The organism is Runella salmonicolor, assembly GCF_024158025.1.
In the GTDB taxonomy this organism is placed as follows: Bacteria; Bacteroidota; Bacteroidia; order Cytophagales; family Spirosomataceae; genus Runella; species Runella salmonicolor.
Genome location: NZ_JAMZEL010000002.1, coordinates 203223 through 223098, shown reverse-complemented (window position 1 = coordinate 223098; position 19876 = coordinate 203223). Strand labels below are relative to the sequence as shown.

Below are 19876 nucleotides of genomic sequence, written 5' to 3'. Positions count from 1 at the left end.
GCACGTTTGGTTTTCACAGGAATGATTTTTATAATTTTGATACCAAAAACCGTGCAAAAAGGTTCATTAACCCTAAAAAAGTTAGCATTTATTTGCAGATTGTACAATTCCACCGAATGATAATGTTTAAATTTAAAATACACTCCTCTTTAGTTTTGCTTCAATACGTATTCTTTTTTTGTATTTTCTCTTGCTGTACCGCCTTCTCGGGTCATACTCAGAATCGGTACTCATACGCTTGGAACGCGATGGGCTCAGAATTCAATCTTGTTTTTTATGCTCCCCATGACTCAATCGCAAAAGTGGCTTCCGATAGTGTTTTTAAACGCATTGATTACCTAAATACCATCTTGAGTGACTACTTAGACGGCAGCGAAACCAATCGTTTATCGGCAACGGCTGGCTCGGGCAAAGCCTTTTTAGCGGGTCCAATACTCTTTGATATTCTTCAGCAGTCGGTTCATTATAGTAAACAAACCAAGGGTACTTTTGATGTGAGCGTCGGGCCGATTGTTCAACTCTGGCGGCGCGCTTTGAGGCGCAATTATTTCCCCGACAGCGCCCAAATTCTGGAAGCAAAACAATGCGTTGGCTACAAAAAAATCCGTTTGAATGCTAAAAATAGTACCGTGATACTTACCCAAAAAGGGATGCGGCTGGATTTTGGCGGTATCGGAAAAGGCTACGCCGCCGATGATGCCTTACGCATATTACGCTATTTTGGCATTTCTGCCGCTTTTTTAGATGCTGGTGGAGATTTGACCATTGGCGAGGCTCCGCCTCAAAAAATGGGTTGGGAGATTGAAGTGAGTTCGGGCGGGAAAGACAGTACGGCCAAGCGAGTATTGACACTAAAAAATTGCGGGGTGGCTACTTCTGGCAATACCTACCGTTTTATGGAGCATAAGGGAGTCAAATATTCTCACATCGTAGACCCGCGAACGGGCGTAGGTCTCACCACCCATACACGCACCACGGTGATTGCCCCCAATGGAACCGCGGCCGATGCCCTAGCCACGGCGTTTAGCGTATTAGGAATAAAAGAAGGGAAAAAAGTGGCAAAAAAATTAAAATCTGTTCGCATCTGGCTCTTGGAGCAAAATGGGCTTGAATGGAAAACAGCTAATTTCTAACCGACTGGTCCGAAAAATACAAAAGGCAAACCGTTTCCGATTTGCCTTTTGATTCTTACATCGTTTTAAGCTCCCTAAGTTACTCTAAACAAAATGTATTTCGTTTGCGTGAGTATTACGCACGTTTCACTTTCGTAGCGTTCAAGCCTTTCTTGCCTTGTGCAGGCTCGAAAGTAACTACGTCACCTTCACGTACGTTGTCGATAAGACCTGATACGTGTACAAAAATTTCTTCGCCTGTGTTACTGTCTACGATAAAACCGAATCCTTTGGTTTCATTGAAGAACTTTACTGTTCCTGTGTTCATTGAAAAAAAAATAAAAGAATGAAAAAAATGGTAATTACCGTTACAAAAGTAACCTTTTAAAATCAATAATTGCTATATTGGTTAAAATCATTTCAAAAATTATGCTTTTTTTACTAAAAAAAAGCATTTCACCCCTCTAGGTTTACCTAGCTATCCATTTTTTTGGTTCAATATCGCTCATTTTAACGTTTCTAAATTACTTTGTTTCTACCCCAGACGCGCCAACCTACCGAGTCAAGGCCGAGAAAGATTAAATCATTTTTTGTTTTAACTTTTAACGTTATTTTAGCCCTATCAAATCAATCAGAATGGATTCTTTAGAAATTCTTCAGAAAATCGGAGCCAGCATTTTCATTGTTTTAATGAGTATTTTGCTGCTTTTCTGGTGTCTACCCGAAGGATATTTTTTTAGACAGATTCTTCACAACTATTTCAGTAAGTACATTTGTTGGGCAGGACTTGACAATTATTGGGCGTTGTTTGCGCCTCAGCCTGTTTCTAAAAACTTTTTGATTGGCTTTGAAATTGAATTTAAGGACGGAACCATTCAGCCTTGGAAACTACACGAATATACCTTAAAAAATGATTATCAATGGGCACCGCATTTTAGATTTATTAAGATGCATAATCAGTTGCTTTCTCAAAAGGATGATGTTCCCAAAGAAGCCGTTTGTAATTTTATTTTACGCGAGTATCATAAGACCAACCTCTCATCCAAAACTCCCCTTAAAGTACACATTATCAGGTTTTATGAACCTCAAAAACCCCAACAACGAGCGATGTTTCCTTGGCTAAGTCAACGAGTGTTCACTTATGAACTATCTGAACAATAAGACGCAGTAAAATCAATGACGGAATTTATCACCCTGAACCAACTGTTAAATTCGTGGAATGACTTTTTTTTTGAAAATCAATCCACGCTATCCATTAGCGTGTTACGCCTGTTGACGGGTATTTTGGTATTGATTGAAACGTTGGTTTGGCAGGGCAAAAACAAGGTACTATTGCAACCCAAAGGCTGGTTTGGTTATGACGATTATAAAAGAAACAAAAAAGACCTTCGCTTTTCACTCCTTAACTATTTACCTCCAACTACCGCGTCCCTTAACCTGATTTTCGGTATTCAGTTTATGGCAGGTCTTTGCTTGACTTTGGGAATTTTGCCAAATTTGGCGGCATTTGTCTGTTTTGTTACCCTTGTTTCGATTCACAATCGGAATATTTACGTGTTGAGTTCGGGCGATACAGTCTATCGTTTTTTTTGTTTGTTCCTTATTTTCTCTCCTTCCGACGCACAACTCTCCATTTTAGACACCAAGCATATTTTACGACCCGAAGCAACAGGCTGGCCTTGGACATTGATCATGATTCAGCTTTTCATGGCCAATATTTACGCAAAAAACGTGCTGTTTAAATTAAAGGGAGAATGGTGGCGCGATGGCTCCGCTACCCAAAAAGTACTGAAGGTAAGGATTTGGAATCGCCGCGAACTACCTAAAGCATTGGACCGTACATGGTTTTTTAAGTGTACAACCTACGGAACCTTAGCGATAGAAGCAGCGCTTTTTTCACTGATTTGGATTGAAGAATTCAGGCTTTCTGTGCTCGCCTTGGGCGTATTGCTCCACATAGGCCTTTGGATTTTTTTGCGGTTTGGATTCTTTCAGCTAACGATGATTTTTGGTTTATCAGCATTCATTACGCCAAAGGAATACCGCCTTTTTTTTGAATGGCTGTCTCATTTTTAAACGCTTACCCTCCTTTGAAATCATCATCTTCGCGACTTCTTGCCTGATTATTTTGATAAAAACGTTGGGCAGCTCCCTGAGCAAGCTTCAGAAAATCTGGGGAAGAATAAAGTTGTCCTGCTACAAACCCGTTAAAACATGGCGCAATTGGGATAAAAAAGTCGTTATCCCGTTGGTCAGCCCGAAGCCAAATAGTATTTATTCTGAGGGCAAATATTCTGAGATAGGCAAGCTCAAAATCTTCATCTTTTAGTTTTTTCAATTCCTTAAGTTTAGGCAACAATGACTTATGGTCAAGGGCCATGGGCCCAAAATGGGCTTCCTGCAAAATATGCTCATCTTCCTTTTCTCCAATTTTTATTTCAACAAGGGCGTGGTTTCCTTTGGCATCGGTATGGAAGTGCCGCCATGCAACCAGTTGGGCATTTACTAATCCTTTTCCTGAAATAATATCATTCAATCCTGCATGAAAAACTTTATGAGGAACGGATTCTTCAAAGGAATGGGGACGTTTTCGGGGCCTCCCTTTTTTCTGTTTCGAAGCCCAATCTTTAAATAGCTCGGCTGACTTAAGAGGGGCATAAACTTCTTTGATGGGCATAAATCACGTATTTTGAAGGGGAGATGTAAAGAAGCTATGGGTCACTCTGCAACCCGTTACACTGTCTGTACCATTTGGGCTATTAGCATCCGCAACCACACCACCGTGACATTTGTAGTTGGTTTGAAAAACTTCATAGGTCATGGTGGAGTATCCTTTTTCAAGACTGAAAGGGTCGTGTACATACACCATAACGTTTTGGTCATTGGGGGAAGAAGTAGAAGATTCGTAGCCCGCAATAACTACAAAATGTCCAAATTTTGGAATTTTGATTTCTTGACCATCTATGCTAAAGTCTAGCACGTGTTCAAGCGTTATTTCCAATTTAAATGCCACCAATCTTCCCTGATCAATTTCAGTCATTAATTTAGCAACAGGGAGCGCTCCTGTCACAAAACTGCTGGGGATATGGGTAGTTACAAAAGAGCCTTGGTTGTTTGGCGTAATCAAGTACCAAGGTTTATCACAATTAAGACTCTCTGGGTTGTCACAGCAATTTCCTGGCGAGGGCTCGATAGAAGCACTTGCCAATTTGCACTGTGTCCAGGTACTGTCAGGGTCATAAAAATGAGCACAGCTTGTCCCAACCGCAGCCCAACACCAAGCAAATTGCTGCTGGGGCTGCATGATGAAATCCAGTACGTTTTTTTTATTTTTTTTGGTAGCCATAAAGTGTTACAAAATACCGAAAAAACATGGTCGCAATTAAGCGCTTACATGGTTTTTCGGTAATATTAACCTTTTTCAAGTAAAGCCTTGGCAATGGTTAGTTATAAACTACCAAGTCCCCCCCCCCATATTATCGTCTGCCTCATTGTGCTGTACATCCTCCATAGATTCATAGGGGAACGCACTTTTACCCTCAATGATCCGCTGCTTTGAAAGTTTGCGAAGAGAACGTATTGTCCCTAGGGTCAGCTTATCATCGAGCTTGTTGTTAAGCAAATCGGTAATGTCGTCTTTGGTCAGGTTTTTAGCCTGTGTTGTCAAAAGGTCAATGTGTTTTTTGTCGCCTACGCGAATGAGTGCGTCTTTAAGTTTTTCTGAAGTATCCATAGTAGAGTGTAGGGTTTAGGTAAAATAAATAAGGATTATATAAAGGAGAAACAGTTTCGCCACTATGTAAATGAATCTAAAAATATATTGTTTTCCAAAAATATACCATTTATTTTTTTATTAGCTTTGATTTTTACAAAACCTAGCCTAAAACCATATCGTATGAGGATTTTTACTGTATTTTTTACCTTACTCCTTCTTACTTTAAAACCTTCCTTTTCGCAGCAGATTACTTTGAATCCACAACAAGCATTGACTATTACCAAAGATTTTCAAATATTACTGGATTCAAACAAAACGTTTACAATTAAGGATATTTTAAAAAAAGAATTCAGCACCAGATTCAGCGCAGCAACTAGCACAACAATCAAAAGTCAAAACATTGATGTGTATTGGTTACGATTCACCGTCAAAAACGATACCGACTTCGACCAAGAATGGATTTTTGATTTTGAAAATTGGGCATACGTCGATTTCTACCACCGAGACCAGGCCCGATTTTATTTAAAAAAAACAGGACATCTTTACCCTCAGTCGAAGCGGGATTATCCTGTAGCCAACAAAAACTATATAATTCTGCCGCTGAAATCCGGCCAAACCACGGTCTGCATAGTTAGGTTGGATTACCGTCTGAGTATTTCCAAAATCCCCAAAGATTTAAGCTTTGGGGTGTCTCCTAGGAAAATAACTGATGCACAGAACGCACTTTCTGGCAAAATTATCTTTGCTTTTTTGGGCATTTTTGCAATTATGTTTCTCTATAATTTATTCATTTTCATAGTCACACGCCTTAAAAGCTATGCTTATTATCTTTTAGTATTACTATCAGCTTTTTATTTTACTTCCAGCAATTCTGGGTATCTCCTTTCACTCTTCACTAACATAGATAACTTCCCTGTTTGGGCCTCAAAATTTGAATATATCGGCTCTGGTTTAGGAAATATTGCCTATTTTCTTTTTGTTCAAAGCCTGATGAACACCAAAGTGAGGTATCCAAAGCAGAATAAAATTTTGAATATTTTAGTGTTGTTAAACGCAATCATTTGTATTCTTTTTTATATCTTTTTTGAAGCTGCTTTTGTCCTTCTATTATTAGTCACCATCATTGGTTTTGTATTCATACTTGTATTGGGTATTAGATGTATAAAGGATAAAATCCCATCTGCGGGTTATTTTTTAGTTGGATATTTAATCAACATGATGGGGGTGATATGCATCATACTAGTCCTAACGGGTGTATTACCCAAGAATGAACTTACTTTTGAATTCTCTGTACCCCTCGGCTTATTGGGAGAAGTAATGCTGTTTGCGTTTGCTTTGGCAAATATGATCAATGTATTAAGAAAGGATAACGAGGAAAAACAAAAGAAAAACATAAATCAACTCCTTGAAAATCAGGCGTTACAAACTAAAGTAAATAGAGAACTGGAGCAAAAAGTGGCGGAAAGAACTGATGAACTCAATCGGTCATTGAATCAGTTAAGAATTACCCAGGATCAATTAATTTTAAAAGAAAAGTTGGCCTCACTCGGAGAGCTTACCGCCGGAATTGCACACGAAATTCAAAACCCACTCAATTTTGTTAATAATTTTTCAGAGCTTTCCATTGATTTAGCGCAAGAACTGAAAGAAGAAATAGTGAAGCCCACCATTGACTATGGGCTTGTCAACGACCTGATTGATGATTTGACGCAAAACCAGCAAAAAATACATCATCATGGTCAACGTGCAAGCGGTATTGTAAAGGGAATGTTGGAACATTCACGTACAGGTACTGGCGAAAGGCAACTTACTAATCTCAATGGGTTGGCCAATGAATACCTGCAAATTGCTTATCAAGGAATGCGAGCAAGAGATGCGGCTTTTGAGATTGAATTGATTACAGATTTTGAACCCAATCTACCCAAAACTGAAATTGTCCCCCAAGAATTAGGTAGGGTTTTGCTCAACCTGTATCAAAACGCTTTTTATGCTACCCACGAAAAAAAACAACACCAGCATAACGAGTACCAGCCCACAATAAGGGTAAGTACCCAAATTGTTAAAAATAAGATTGAACTAAGGATAAAAGATAACGGAACTGGAATTCCAAAAGAAAATATCACGAAGATTTTTCAACCTTTTTTTACCACAAAACCAACGGGAGATGGCACCGGTTTGGGACTATCCATCAGTTATGATATTGTCACAAAAGGCCACAGCGGCGAATTATTCGTTGAGAGCGAGAAAGGAAGTTACTCAGAATTTATTGTCAGACTTCCTATTTAAGGAGTTTTCAAAACCGGACGCAAGAACAACGGATAGGCCTTCGCTACGGGAGGTCTATCTGGTTCAAAAATGATTTTGATATAACTCAACATCTTTTTGATTTTTACCCTATTGGGGATATTTTCTGGCTCTTTAAGTATCCGATCTGGCCATGACCAAAATTCAGAAGGAGTTTCTACCTCAATGTATCCATTCCACTCCAAAACTGCCTTTCTTTTGGCAATAGAACAAAGCCCTAAATCACATAAATTTTGGGTAAATTCTGAAAGATGTAGTTCCAAGTTATCAAGATGAAAATGCCACTCTATACCGATTTTCGGGGAAAAATTTCCGTCAAAATCCATGGCGAGCCCATATATACGGCAGGATTTTGACCAGGGTGCCCAAGTAGCTTCCAATTCTTCAATATTCCCAGGCCATTCCAAGAAATGTAAAATTTGGATTACCTCTTCAAAAGTGTAGATTTCTAGATAAAGCCTGATTGTGGGTTGGTTATTTCGTTTGTTGATACCAATCGTCCCCACCCTGCATGAGGAAGGAAGTGAACGTACAATTGCATAAAATTTTTCCTTCACCTCAGCTGAAAGCTCATTATCAAGAAGAGAAAGCGTTTTTGCAATAACTTCCGCTTTTATATCCTGATCACGATCCAAGAAATTATTCAAAAAAGAGATATAAAGCCAAGGTACCGGCGGTGACGGTATTTGTAAATCTGCGATGTCATACACTTCAGATAGTTCTCCCAAAAGCGGCTTCAGAAAAAAATGTTCTTGTGTCCATAAAACGCAAAAATCCCGAATTTTGTCACGCATTCCCCAGTAGGCTTGATTTTCAATCAATGCTCCTTCGAGTTGCCAATCTCTTATCGCAATGTGCTCATTTAATCGCGGATTGATGCAAATATTAAAATCCACCCTTGGTTCTTTTGCATCCAACCAACACTCAAAAGCTCCAAACGATAAAACGGGCAGCTGCTCCGCAATGGCTTGAATGCGATTCATATAAAGCGGCGATATCAAATCCGCAGAAATCCACGGCGTAAGAAAATCAAGGTAATTGGCAAGGGTTGGTTTCATCAGCGACGTACTTTTACTTCCTAAAGTAAAGAATTGTCTTTGACTGACAAAATTCACCCAACGGTTAATTTCTTTTTTTACTTTAGAGCATCAATTCAATAACTTATGAGTCAGTTCGACTTTCCGCGTATCAACTTTTACGGTCAAGCTTTCATCAATCCAGCAACGGCCAATAATAATCTTTTGTTTCCGTTGCTCACCTACGACCCCATTGAGGTAAAAGCAATTTTACCACCAAGGATTTACCTTTCGTCTGATTTGCTTTTGTTGCATAAATTGGGCGGATTGCCAGTTCCTGAAGATTCGCCTGTTAATCATGACGAAAGTACCCACCCTTACATCGAAATTCTGCCGATTGATACCCCTGAAAAATACAAAACATGGGCAAAAACTCCTCTAGGCAACTTCTCATTGGACAAACCTTACCATGAACTTTACCAATTGGTAAAGACAAAACGAACCCAACAACCTTTGACGGGTAACCTGCCCGCAGGCTGGAATTACTACGGTGGAATGGAATTTGGTTTTGAAAACGTGAAAGTGGGAAGTATCGCAGTGCCCGTTTCCGAAACAGAAAATCAACATTTTACGTCTAATGACCCCGATTGCCCCGCCGATGTGGCGGCTATTTTGGGATCTACAATTGACTTAAAAAACGACCGAGGCCGAAACTCCGCCGTAATGATTGATATTCTTCCCACGCTCGCCTTTTATTCTCAGGTGTTTTGTGACGCTTTTCACGTCCAAAAAAACGGTTTATCCCTGCTCAAAGGCACTCCTAAAAAAGCTTCTTTACGTTTTTTTAATAAGGAAAGAATCCTCAACCAAGAAGGCGTTTTTGGGGCTTCAGGTACATTTTTTTCGGTTATTCCAGTAGAAAATTTAACCAATGGTGTCCACTCACCCATCTTTTCTTTCTTTCAAAAGTACCAACCCAAAACGACCCGCGTCAAAGGCGTATTCATTCAATATACTTTGTTTGAAGTGAAAGAAGACCGCACGATAGACTACATCACTTCGGGAGAAAAAGCCAATCCTGCTACGGCGACTTTGACGGGTTGTATAACGCCATGGTATGAGGACGACATGATGTCGATTGCGATGGGCAGACAATTATTGCCCGAAATGCCTTTCTTCAATCAAAAAAAACTCGCTTCTTTTGTTTGTCGCATAGATACCAAACGCAAGGTGGTTGCCTTGGATATGTCGGGAAGCATTCCTGAGCAATTGGTGCAAGAACACCCCACCCCCGTCTATGAAACCTATCCGTTGGGGGAGTTGACGTTGAAGTTATTGGAAGACGACAACCAAGAGACCTCACTGGGGACCTTCCACCTTTCTCCACGTTATTTTGACCATAATCGCCTGTTAATCAACGGTGGCCTGATTGAAGTCTCATTTAAAGACAAGGATTTTTTGACCGACGAAAGGCTGAAAAAAGGGACGTTGTTGCTCTATGGGCCCTCTAAATCTTCCGAAGATTCTCCCGAAACAGCTGTTTTATTAATGAAAGAAAGTCCGTTTATGGTTGCCTCCGACCAAGCAGGCCTATACGCCGACCAAGGACAAAAGGAGGAAGCGTACCGTTGTTATGATTTACAGAAAGAGCCGTGCCAAGTCAGGGTATATCAACGGGGGAAACCATTCATTGGTGAGTTTCCACTGACAATCATGGAGCTAAAAATGACGGGGGTGAGTGCTTCGGCCTCCGTAAAGCCTTTTTTGATTACCCATCATTTTCGGGACAAACAAACGCTGACTTTCCCGACTGAGCAGGCCGCCAACGCGATGTACGTGTTTTATCCCACGCCACCGCCTGTTATTTCCGAAGATTTAGTGTCAGAAATACAGCGAACAGGTTTCTTCGTCAGTCTTCGGGTATTGCCCAAAAAGGAATTTGGAAAGTACCTTGACCCAGCGCACATCGACTACCCGACTCCCGCCACGTTTGAGGTTTTGTACAAAGAATTGCTCCAAGTCTCCGACCTCATCTTTCCGATGTCGTCACTGATTACGCCGTTTACGGAGGCATATTTTAAAAAAGGAGGAGCGTTTATCAAGCAAAGAATGGCTCCCGAAAATTGGGCCAATGCCACGTATATGCCATCAAGCAGAGATATGTCGATGGCTCAGTGGCTGCTGTTTTGCAAATGGCTGAAAGATAATAAATAACAAAAACGGTTTCCTCGTGTCACTGGATTTTATCTTATGACCAGAGAAAACCGTTTAGGTATTTTAGTCTCTACACTCCCTTCGCTATCTTATCTAACCGCACAATGGACTGCACCATCGAGCGTACATCGTGATAGTTGATTTTCCAAGAGTGGCTCATGTGCTTCCAGATGGGTTCGCCTTCGCGGGTCATCAGCGGCCACCATTCGCCCAAGGAATGGTTAATCATTTTGTCGAATACAAAACGGTGGATATTTTCATAGGCTTGCAGGTATTTCTCATCTTTGAGGAAACGATAGGCATCCAACATCCCGATGAGCATTTCGGCCTGTTGCCAAAATTCCTTTTCTTTATCATATACCTGTCCAGCGTGTGAGCCTTCTACGTATACCCCACCAAATTCCCAATCGACGCCGTTTTCCACCGCATGGGTGTACGATTTCGTGATTTGGTCGCGGTAAGTATCATACGGCAATCCTAAAATATCTAAGGCGTGCATCAGAAGCCACGCAAATTCCGAATTGTGCCCGTAGCTGGTATTGTCTTCGGCAGCTGATTTAAGGCCATCGGGATTGAAGCGGTCCCAGCCCCAAACAATGTCGAACTTGATTTGCGGAGCCACGCTCCAATCAGCCCAAAACTGCGGAATGCCCGTTCCATATTCAGGATGCATTACACGGTTTACCAACAACTCAATGGTTTCCAGCAGTTTACGACGATGAATTTCCTTGCCCGTACATTCATACAGCGTCGTGTAAGCCTCCATTAGGTGCATGTGTACGTCGAGCGTTTTGCGGTCACCGCCCGCAGCACCAGGCCCTTTGAGTGTCCAATCGCGGTTAAACATCTCAAAATAACCACCATAGTGCGTATCAACGGCGTATTTTTGGAGCAAATCAAAGGTTTTTTCGGCGTATTCTTGTCCGCGTGGGTCACCCGTAGCGAGGGTGTATTCGCTCAATGAGTAAATGCAAAAACTGAGTCCATAGACGATTTTTTGGTCAATGGTCACTTCGCCCTTGCGGTTGGTCATCCAATAAAACCCACCGTACTCATTGTCCCACATGTTGTTGATTAAATAATCTACCCCGTGGCGGGCCATTTCGGCCAAAACCCCATCTCCATACCCGGCACGGTGCGCAGAAGAGTAGGTAAAAACGGAGCGCGATTGCGCAATCAACGATTTCTCATCTTCGCCCGAATCGTGCCCAAACTGGTCAAAATGAGTGAGGAAACCCCCGTTTTCTTTGTCAACGGTACGGGTAATCCAAAAGGGCAGCAAGCCCCCGGTAAGATACGTTGCAATTTCCTGACGGAGAGACGCAATTTTTTCAGAAGTCATAGTTTAAGGTAATGATTTATGTATTTATTGACTCTAAAATGCCAAATAGTGCATAAAATACTGATTCAACCTTTATTCAGGCTATTTCATTACGCATAACTTTCAAGCTATGACTCAACTATGGCTTCGCACCATTTCACGCATTACGATTTCGGCCTGAATACCTTTATAACCGTCTCATTGGCTTCCAAAAAAGGTCCCCCAATCAAATCAATACAATAAGGAATGGCTGGAAAAACGGCGTCTAAGCACTGCCGAATGGCCGATGGTTTGCCGGGCAGGTTCACAATCAGGGTTTTACCACGAATACCCGCCGTTTGGCGCGACAGAATGGCGGTAGGAACGTACTGCAAACTTACTTGCCGCATCAGTTCGCCAAAACCGGGCATCATTTTATAGCAAACGGCTTCGGTCGCTTCGGGGGTCACGTCACGCGGGGCGGGACCAGTGCCGCCGCAGGTCACTACTAAACAGCAGTCTTCTCGGTCAGCCATTTCCACAAGCGCCTGACTGATAAGATGTTGCTCATCAGGAATAACGCGGTAGACGGGCTCCCATTGGCTGGTTAGATATTCATTAAGGGTAGAGACGATGGCCTTGCCCGGAATGTCTTCATACACTCCTGCGCTGGCACGGTCAGAAACATTGATAATGCCGATTTTTATCATGAATTCAGAAATTAAACGTGGTAATTTTGATAACTTCCCGAAAGTTGAGAACTTTCGGAGGGTTTAAATTAGTTTAACAGTAACAAGGCTGACGTTGGAAAGTTTATTGGTATAAATTTCCCAATCCCATTACAGCCACCAATCACTGGTTAAGGGATTCCATCCTATGAATACATTCGCCAAAGATACATTACGTTTACACGAATTGCGCCATACGGGCTGCCGTGAAGACATTTTAGATATACTGCACAACCGCGATTCAGCACTTTCGCACGGAGATTTGGAAAACGGCTTGCAGGACCGCTACGACCGCGTGACGATATATCGTACCCTAAAAACGTTTGTTGATAAAGGCATCATTCACAAGGTATTGGACGAAGATGGCCTCCGCTACGCGCTTTGCAAAGAAGTATGTCATGACCACGACCACCACCACGACCACGTCCATTTTAAGTGTGAACTTTGTGGAAAAACAACCTGCTTAGACCAAGTGCATATTCCATCCGTAAAACTTCCGCAGGGATTTGCAACCAAAGAAGTAAATCTGCTGATTCAGGGAGTTTGCCCCATTTGCAGTGCATAGAAATGCAATATTCTGCATCTTGACAGATTGAACCTTTTGTAATACAAGCGTTTTTCAACCTGCGCGTTTCGTCGTGCCATTGGCCGAAGCTCAAATTCTTAGGTGCTCAGCGATATGTTTTCGTCTAAGGGGCAAACAATCTTAACCATCGGAATGTTATGGTCTTTAATGTCGTGTCTTTCAGTCAAAAACCTAGCACGATTACTGATGTTTGTTACGTTCTTTCACCTCATCCTCTTACTTACGTTAAGACAATGATAACTTTCCGAGATTGGCAATTAAACAATGAAAAATGGTTGGATCAGGACCTTAAGCTAATGTCAACCGATGAAGGCTGGAAAGAAAGAGGTAAAAAGAATGACATTACTATTTGGCAACGCCCATTTGCCGATGATAAAAATGACTTATTTAGGTGGAGAATCCCCAAAGTAGCCGCCAATCATAAAGTCGTATTTGATGTATTTGTCAACAAAATGATAGATTATCACCAGTATTGGACTGCCGAATATACGGGCGGCTTTGTAGTGGAAGAAATCGACGACAATACCCAAATCATTTATCAACAATTCAATCCAAACATCCCGTTTATTTCAAAGAGAGACCTTTTATATATTCAATGGTCGAGAAAAATAGACGACAAAACGACACAAACTAGCTTTAAATCAATCGTTTGGAAAAGTATGCCCGTTCCAAGTGGTTTTGAGAGAATAGACTGGTGGGGAGGGCATCTTTTTGAAGCAAACACCGACGGTTCAAGTCAATTGGTGCTCATTGACCGAGAAAACCAAGGAGGAAATTTCCCTTCATTTATCATGAATAAAATCATGCCCCAATACCTCACCCACCAATTTGAAAGTATCATCCATTTTTTTAATAAAGGGGGCACTGAAGCCCATGAAAAATTGCCTGATTCAAAAAATACTGCCCTTAAAATGAAACACTTATTCATGGCAACTTAGCCGTCTATTCTAAGCAAACCCTAAACAACCTAAACCTTTTCTATGATATCACTAATTAACCGTTTGTTTGATTTTGAAGCGGTGATTGACCAAATATGGTTGATAACACTTATTGGGATGGCAGTCCTGTATGTTTTATGTAACATTCTGCCCGATAGAATTATGGGTGTTTTTTTGCCCCTGCACAATGTATTTAAGCCCCAAACAAATGTTGATTTAGATTACCAATCCATTGGATACGCTCTTTTGCATACCACTTGGGTAACCCGCATCACCCATTCTACGGTTATTATTGATGCCGTTTTGTGGTTTGTTATTTTTGAGAGTTGGCATTGGAGTGTTTCATTGATAGTACTGCTCATCATGCTGGTACAATCTGTGTTTATTGGGGATAAAAAATTTGGCGTTTTTTTTATTTTAATGGGTATTGCCACTTATATCAGCGCCCTCTATCTCATCCAATTTTTAGGTTTACCCAGTGCCGTTTTGCTATCTAAAGTTGTATTAATGTTGGGCGGTTTAATGCGGATGTTAAGTCATTCGGCGGAACTAATACCTCCGCTATTACTTAACAACTCAGACCAATTCCAAAAATTATCGGCTAAAAATATCAACTGGAAAATTCCTCTTTCGTCGGTCATTGGCTATGTCGGAGAGTTTGGCAGTGGCTTGCCCAATCGAATTTTACCCGTTCAGGTGAATTATTTGTATCAAAATGTTTTTGGCATTAAACCTGAAACCACACTGGCTTGGAAAGAGATAGAAGTGTCGGCTCAAAAAGTTTTAACGGGAGGTTATTCTCAACTAAACTCCTTAAAAAACTACTTCAATAGTGTTGTGAAGGGCCAATAAGGTATTGCTGCATTGTTAAATAACACAAAACCGCCTCAGTAAGAGGCGGTTTTGTGTTATTTAACAATATAAAAAATATATCCTCTTCTCCAGAAAAGTAGAGGGGTAGCTTTTTATCGACTTCTCTTAAACCAAGGCTTCTTATCCCGGTCAGCCGTTGCGCCAGAAGGCTTCGACTGATTTTGTGAATGCGAATTCGGTCGACTCGGACGATTACCTCGGGCAACATTGTGCGGCTTGGGTGCTTCGTTACCAGGCTTTTGACTTAATGGAAAAGGATGCTCTTCCACCACCGGAATCACCTTGGCAATCAGTTTCTGAATATCTTTCAACGAACCTCTTTCTTCATTGTCACAAAACGAATAGGCCGTGCCTTTGGCTCCTGCCCTCCCCGTACGTCCAATCCGGTGCACGTAAGTTTCGGGAATCTCGGGAATCTCAAAATTAATCACATACGCCAATTCATCAACGTCTATTCCGCGAGCCGCAATATCGGTTGCCACCAACACTCGGGTTGTCTTTTCCTTGAAGTTATTCAAAGCATTTTGACGAGCGTTCTGCGATTTATTGCCGTGAATGGCTTCTGCCTTAATCTCATGACGTAATAGCACTTTCACAACTTTGTCGGCGCCGTGCTTTGTACGCGTAAAGACCAAGGCTGTTTCAATGGATTTATCCTCCAAAATATGGAGCAACAACGCGTTTTTATTGTCTTTATCTACAAAAAACACCGATTGTTGAATGATATCAACGGTCGAAGAAACGGGTGTCACTTCTACTTTTTCGGGTTTAACCAAAATGGTATCGGCGAGCTTTACGATTTCGGGGGGCATCGTTGCCGAAAAGAACAAAGATTGACGTTGGGGAGGAATCACGGCGATGATTCTCCGAACATCGTGGACAAAACCCATATCAAGCATCCGGTCGGCTTCATCCAATACGAAGATTTCTAGGTGCTTTAAACTTACAAAACGTTGCGCCATCAGGTCAATCAAACGACCCGGGGTGGCAATTAAAATATCTACGCCATTTTGCAGAGAATCCGTTTGACGTAATTGTTTTACCCCACCAAAAATCACGGTATGCTTTAATCCCGTATGACGGCCATAGGCCGCAAAACTTTCACCGATTTGGATGGCTAACTCACGGGTTGGGGTCAAAATAAGGGCCTTAATGGTGCGCTTTTCGCGGCGCGTAGCGTGTGTTTGGCGCTGCACCAACAACTGAAGAATGGGAATGGCAAAAGCCGCCGTCTTGCCAGTTCCTGTTTGGGCGCATCCCAACAGGTCTTTTCCTTCAAGTACGATCGGAATGGCTTGTTCTTGTATGGGTGTGGGGGTAGTGTAGCCTTCTGTTTTTATTGACCTCAGAATCGGCTCTATTAAATTTAATGAATCAAATGTCATAAGAATGTGATAAACGACCTGCCAAATCAAAAGTTAGGACGAAGCAGATCAGCATTAGGTACTGTTTTATAAAAAAAACCTTCCATATCTTACAGGCAAAGTTACCCGGAGATGGAAGGTCTTTCTGCGAATTGCGTTCAAAGATAACGCATTTTGGGATGAGATAAAAATATCCCGCCCCCTAAAATACTATAACGGCTTAATTACCAAGTTTTTCCAGTTTACTTTTATTCCACCACCGTCGTGGATTTGGAGCGCGATTGAGCCATTTCCAGCCCCCAATTTCTCATCTGTCAGATCGACCATCTCGTGTCCGTTGAGCCAGGTTTGTACCCGCGCTCCTTCGGCGCGAATTTTGAGGGTATTCCACTCGCCGAATTTCAAAAATCCTTCTTTTTCATCAGGGATTTGAATAATCCAGCCCCGGCCATAGGATTCATAAATACCGCCCGTATCGTGGTTTGGCGGCGCCACTTCTACCTGCCATCCGCTAATTTTGGTGCTACCATCGGGGATATTCGAACGGATGAATACACCGCTGTTACCGTTGGCTCCCTGTTTGAAATCCACACTCAACTCAAAGTTTTTGTAAGTTTTTTCGGTCGCCAAATAACCGTAGCCTTTGTCGGGGCCGCTTTCGCACACCAATTCTCCCTTTTCAACGAACCATTTTTCGGTTCCGTAAATTTTCCAGCCTGTCAAATCCTTACCATTGAAAAGCTTTTCCTTCTTTTGAGCCAAGGTTGAAAAAGCGAGCAAACAGCATGGAACCGTTAACAATAGATAGACGCGTAGTTTAGATAACTTCATTGCTTTTAAAAATAAAGTGTTTAATTTCATAAATTAAGTCACCACTAAACGTTATTTACCGTGAAAACTTACATTTTTATTCTTAGCCTTCTCAGTTATTGCCTCTTCACTCCCGCTTTTTCTCAAGACAGAGCCCCCGTCAGTTTGAATCAACTATGGAAATCTGATACGTTATTGCGAACGCCAGAATCTGTACAATATGATCCACAAGGAAAACGACTTTTTGTCGCCAACATGAATAAAGTCAACGTTGAAAACCCTGACGGTGACGGTTTTATTTCGGTTTTGAGCACCGATGGCAAAATCAAAACCCTGCAATGGGCTACCGGACTCAACGACCCAAAGGGTATGGGGATTATCAAAAATTCACTGTTTGTGGCCGACTTGAAAGACTTGGTAGAAATTGATTTAAAAACGGGCAAAATTCTTAATCGACACGCCGCCGTAAATTCAATCATGCTCAACGACGTAAGCATAAGCCCGAAAGGCGAAGTGTTTGTCAGTGATTCGCGCGGCCATAAACTCTACCGCTACGCCGACGGCAAAATGGAACTATTTTTGGACGACCCCAATTTGCAGGGGCCCAACGGGGTTTTTGCCGAAAAAGAACAGCTCATTGTGGCTTCGGCGGGCTCAGGAAACCTCTGGAAAATGGATTATGCCACAAAAAAATACACATCTTGGGCCATGACCAACAAAACCGCCGACGGCATCCTTCGCTTCGGCGACGATTACTTGATTTCGTGCTGGCACGGGGAGGTTTATTATGTAAAACCAGATGGTAAAGTCTGGAAACTTATCGACAGCAAAAGCCCTCAGGTCAACACCGCTGACTTCGGCTATATTCCACAAACAAAAACGGTTCTTATTCCCAATTTTTACAAGAATACCGTGACGGCGTATACCATAAAGTAAAAGTATGGAAATCTTCCTCAGCCTTTGTTTGGGCGTTGGTTTAGCCGCCTGTTCGGGATTTCGGGTGTTTGTACCACTTCTGCTGAGTAGTTTGGCGGTTCACTTTGATTTGGCCAATGTCACCACGGGCTTTGAATGGATGGGTACGTGGACCGCCATCGGGATTTTAGCCACCGCCACTGTACTCGAAATTGGGGGATATTACATTCCTTGGGTCGACAACCTACTTGATACCATTGCTACACCCGCCGCTTTTGCCGCAGGTACGCTGTTGACTACTTCGTTTGTGGAGATTGACAACCCCGTTTTGCACTGGGGACTTGGGCTCATCATGGGCGGTGGTACGGCTGGATTTATTCAGGCTGGCACGAGCATGGTTCGGCTGGCTTCCACAAAGTTTAGCGGCGGAATGGCCAATCCTGTCGTAGCTACGTTTGAGAATATTCTATCCGTTTTGTTCACTTTTTTTTCGTTTTGGTTTCCCCTCATTGCGTTTGTGTTAGTTGTTCTATTTATAGGATGGCTTTTACGGAAAATCACTCGTCGAAAAAGTAAGGTAACCACATGATTGCCTTTTAGTTACTAGCTATTTATTTTACCAACCCTCGATTCACCTTTAGACCCATTGAAGTATGAAAACTGACCGCCGCACCTTCGTCAAACAATTAGGTGCTGTTACTGCCTCAACCGCTGTTCCTCATTTTAATATCATCAAAAGCCTGAACGACAATAAAATCCGTATTGCCACTATCGGGATGGGAATTCAGGGATTTTCAGATACCAACGCCGCACTACGCACTGGAATGTGTGAATTGGTAGCCGTGGCCGACTTATACGATGGCCGCCTAACCCACGCCAAAGAAGTATTTGGGAATCATGTAGTTACGACCCGAGATTATCGCGAAGTACTCGAACGCAAAGACGTTGATGCGGTACTCATCGTTACGCCCGACCACTGGCATGACCGTATTTCGATTGCGGCCCTCAAAAAGGGCAAGCACGTTTATTGTGAAAAACCAATGGTGCAACACATCGAAGAGGGAGCGGCGGTCATTGCCGCGGCCAAAGCAGCTGGCAAAGTGATGCAAGTAGGCAGTCAACGCATCAGCGGGGCGGCTTTTAAAGAAGCCAAACGACTCGTTGAAGCAGGCGACATCGGTATGATTAATTTTATTGAATCAACAAACGACCGTTTCAACCCCATTGGGGCGTGGCAATACTCCATCCCATCCGATGCCTCTCTCAAAACGATTGATTGGGAGACATTTTTGGGAGATGCCCCCAAACGGGCTTTTGACCCCGTACGCTTTTTCCGCTGGCGCAACTACCGCGACTACGGTACGGGCGTAGCAGGCGATTTGTTTATCCACCTCATTACGGGCGTTCACTTCGTAACGGGCTCGTTGGGGCCTAATCGTATTTTTTCGTCAGGTCAAATTTCCTACTGGAAAGACGGCCGCGACGTGCCCGACGTCATGGTTGCCACCATGGAATACCCAGCAATGGGCAAATTAGATTCCTTTCAGATGGTGTTGAGGGTGAATTTTGCCAACGCAGGCTCTATCAAAAACGTGACCCGCATTGTGGGCAACGAAGGTGAAATTACCTTTGGCGGCAACTCTCTCACTTTAACCAAACGCAAACTTGCCGCCGCTCCCGGATACGGTAACGGTGAGAGCTTTGGTACGTTTTCAAACGCACAGCAACAGGAATACCTCGCCGCTTATGACGCTAAGTACCCCGCCGAAACGCGTACGCCAGAACCCGTCAAAGAAGTACTTTTTGACGCACCTAAGGAGGATGACGCGCACAAAAACCATTTTGCCAACTTTTTCGAAGGGATATTAAATAACACCCCGGTTGTTGAAGACCCACTTTTTGGATTCCGAGCGGCCGCTCCTGTGTTGGCTTGCAACAAAAGTTATTTTGAGAAAAAAGTGGTGAATTGGGACCCCAAAAACCTCAAATTGACGTAGAAAA

General features: G+C 42.4%; 20 protein-coding genes. 11 read left to right on the top strand and 9 right to left on the bottom strand.

From position 1 onward, the window contains the following. The first annotated feature begins 248 nt into the window (after positions 1-248). Positions 249-1133: an FAD:protein FMN transferase gene (locus NCI00_RS06770; RefSeq protein ID WP_253526221.1), complete on the top strand. Its 885-nt coding sequence runs from the start codon at positions 249-251 to the stop codon at positions 1131-1133. A gap of 115 nt (positions 1134-1248) precedes the next feature. Here the strand turns inward: NCI00_RS06770 and NCI00_RS06765 are convergent, their stop codons facing one another. Continuing rightward, positions 1249-1440, bottom strand: a complete 192-nt coding sequence (locus NCI00_RS06765) for a cold-shock protein (protein ID WP_013930127.1) — start codon at positions 1438-1440, stop codon at positions 1249-1251. A 308-nt stretch (positions 1441-1748) separates the two neighbouring features. Here NCI00_RS06765 and NCI00_RS06760 point away from each other — a divergent pair, with 308 nt between their 5' ends. Further along, entirely contained in the window at positions 1749-2273 is a 525-nt protein-coding gene (locus NCI00_RS06760) for a hypothetical protein (protein ID WP_253526220.1), read from the top strand. Positions 2274-2288: 15 nt separating this feature from the next. After that, on the top strand, positions 2289-3188 hold the full coding sequence (locus NCI00_RS06755) for an HTTM domain-containing protein (protein ID WP_253526218.1): 900 nt from the start codon (positions 2289-2291) through the stop codon (positions 3186-3188). Positions 3189-3192: 4 nt separating this feature from the next. On the opposite strand, the gene NCI00_RS06750 is transcribed toward NCI00_RS06755, so the two are convergent. The 3 genes from NCI00_RS06750 to NCI00_RS06740 form a co-directional block, all read right to left on the bottom strand. Further along, positions 3193-3789 (bottom strand): hypothetical protein, encoded by a 597-nt coding sequence (locus tag NCI00_RS06750; RefSeq protein ID WP_253526216.1) that lies wholly within the window; start codon positions 3787-3789, stop codon positions 3193-3195. A 3-nt stretch (positions 3790-3792) separates the two neighbouring features. Further along, positions 3793-4458 (bottom strand): C39 family peptidase, encoded by a 666-nt coding sequence (locus NCI00_RS06745; protein WP_253526214.1) that lies wholly within the window; start codon positions 4456-4458, stop codon positions 3793-3795. Positions 4459-4566: 108 nt separating this feature from the next. Further along, complete coding sequence (locus NCI00_RS06740; protein WP_253526212.1) at positions 4567-4845, bottom strand: hypothetical protein; 279 nt, start codon at positions 4843-4845, stop codon at positions 4567-4569. 162 nt (positions 4846-5007) lie between these two features. Between NCI00_RS06740 and NCI00_RS06735 the strand changes: the two genes are divergently transcribed. Further along, complete coding sequence (locus tag NCI00_RS06735; RefSeq protein ID WP_253526211.1) at positions 5008-7113, top strand: sensor histidine kinase; 2106 nt, start codon at positions 5008-5010, stop codon at positions 7111-7113. Here NCI00_RS06735 and NCI00_RS06730 read toward each other — a convergent pair. Continuing rightward, positions 7110-8189: a hypothetical protein gene (locus NCI00_RS06730; RefSeq protein ID WP_253526210.1), complete on the bottom strand. Its 1080-nt coding sequence runs from the start codon at positions 8187-8189 to the stop codon at positions 7110-7112. The genes NCI00_RS06735 and NCI00_RS06730 overlap by 4 nt on opposite strands. Positions 8190-8294: 105 nt before the next feature. Between NCI00_RS06730 and NCI00_RS06725 the strand changes: the two genes are divergently transcribed. After that, entirely contained in the window at positions 8295-10361 is a 2067-nt protein-coding gene (locus NCI00_RS06725; RefSeq protein WP_253526209.1) for a hypothetical protein, read from the top strand. A 70-nt stretch (positions 10362-10431) separates the two neighbouring features. On the opposite strand, the gene NCI00_RS06720 is transcribed toward NCI00_RS06725, so the two are convergent. Both NCI00_RS06720 and mog read right to left on the bottom strand, forming a co-directional pair. Beyond that, on the bottom strand, positions 10432-11703 hold the full coding sequence (locus NCI00_RS06720; RefSeq protein WP_253526208.1) for a beta-1,2-mannosidase: 1272 nt from the start codon (positions 11701-11703) through the stop codon (positions 10432-10434). A gap of 143 nt (positions 11704-11846) precedes the next feature. After that, complete coding sequence (gene mog, locus NCI00_RS06715; protein WP_253526207.1) at positions 11847-12371, bottom strand: molybdopterin adenylyltransferase; 525 nt, start codon at positions 12369-12371, stop codon at positions 11847-11849. 166 nt (positions 12372-12537) lie between these two features. Here mog and NCI00_RS06710 point away from each other — a divergent pair, with 166 nt between their 5' ends. The 3 genes from NCI00_RS06710 (at position 12538) to NCI00_RS06700 (ending at position 14765) form a co-directional block, all read left to right on the top strand. Beyond that, positions 12538-12954 (top strand): Fur family transcriptional regulator, encoded by a 417-nt coding sequence (locus NCI00_RS06710; protein ID WP_114065746.1) that lies wholly within the window; start codon positions 12538-12540, stop codon positions 12952-12954. 254 nt (positions 12955-13208) lie between these two features. Then, positions 13209-13913, top strand: coding sequence for an SRPBCC family protein (locus tag NCI00_RS06705; protein WP_253526206.1), 705 nt, complete (start codon positions 13209-13211; stop codon positions 13911-13913). A 42-nt stretch (positions 13914-13955) separates the two neighbouring features. After that, positions 13956-14765, top strand: a complete 810-nt coding sequence (locus NCI00_RS06700) for a hypothetical protein (protein WP_253526205.1) — start codon at positions 13956-13958, stop codon at positions 14763-14765. A gap of 113 nt (positions 14766-14878) precedes the next feature. Here the strand turns inward: NCI00_RS06700 and NCI00_RS06695 are convergent, their stop codons facing one another. Together NCI00_RS06695 and NCI00_RS06690 are read right to left on the bottom strand one after the other, a co-directional pair. Further along, complete coding sequence (locus NCI00_RS06695; RefSeq protein ID WP_114463532.1) at positions 14879-16171, bottom strand: DEAD/DEAH box helicase; 1293 nt, start codon at positions 16169-16171, stop codon at positions 14879-14881. Between the two features lie 189 nt (positions 16172-16360). Next, the gene (locus NCI00_RS06690) at positions 16361-16981 is read right to left on the bottom strand and encodes a 3-keto-disaccharide hydrolase (RefSeq protein WP_114070142.1); all 621 of its coding nucleotides are present in this window, start codon (positions 16979-16981) and stop codon (positions 16361-16363) included. A gap of 60 nt (positions 16982-17041) precedes the next feature. Between NCI00_RS06690 and NCI00_RS06685 the strand changes: the two genes are divergently transcribed. The 3 genes from NCI00_RS06685 (at position 17042) to NCI00_RS06675 (ending at position 19872) form a co-directional block, all read left to right on the top strand. Next, entirely contained in the window at positions 17042-17896 is an 855-nt protein-coding gene (locus NCI00_RS06685; RefSeq protein WP_253526204.1) for an SMP-30/gluconolactonase/LRE family protein, read from the top strand. A 4-nt stretch (positions 17897-17900) separates the two neighbouring features. Next, complete coding sequence (locus tag NCI00_RS06680; protein ID WP_253526203.1) at positions 17901-18464, top strand: DUF4126 domain-containing protein; 564 nt, start codon at positions 17901-17903, stop codon at positions 18462-18464. 64 nt (positions 18465-18528) lie between these two features. Beyond that, a complete protein-coding gene (locus tag NCI00_RS06675) occupies positions 18529-19872 on the top strand; it encodes a Gfo/Idh/MocA family protein (protein WP_253526202.1) in 1344 nt (447 codons plus the stop codon). Positions 19873-19876: the final 4 nt, after the last annotated feature.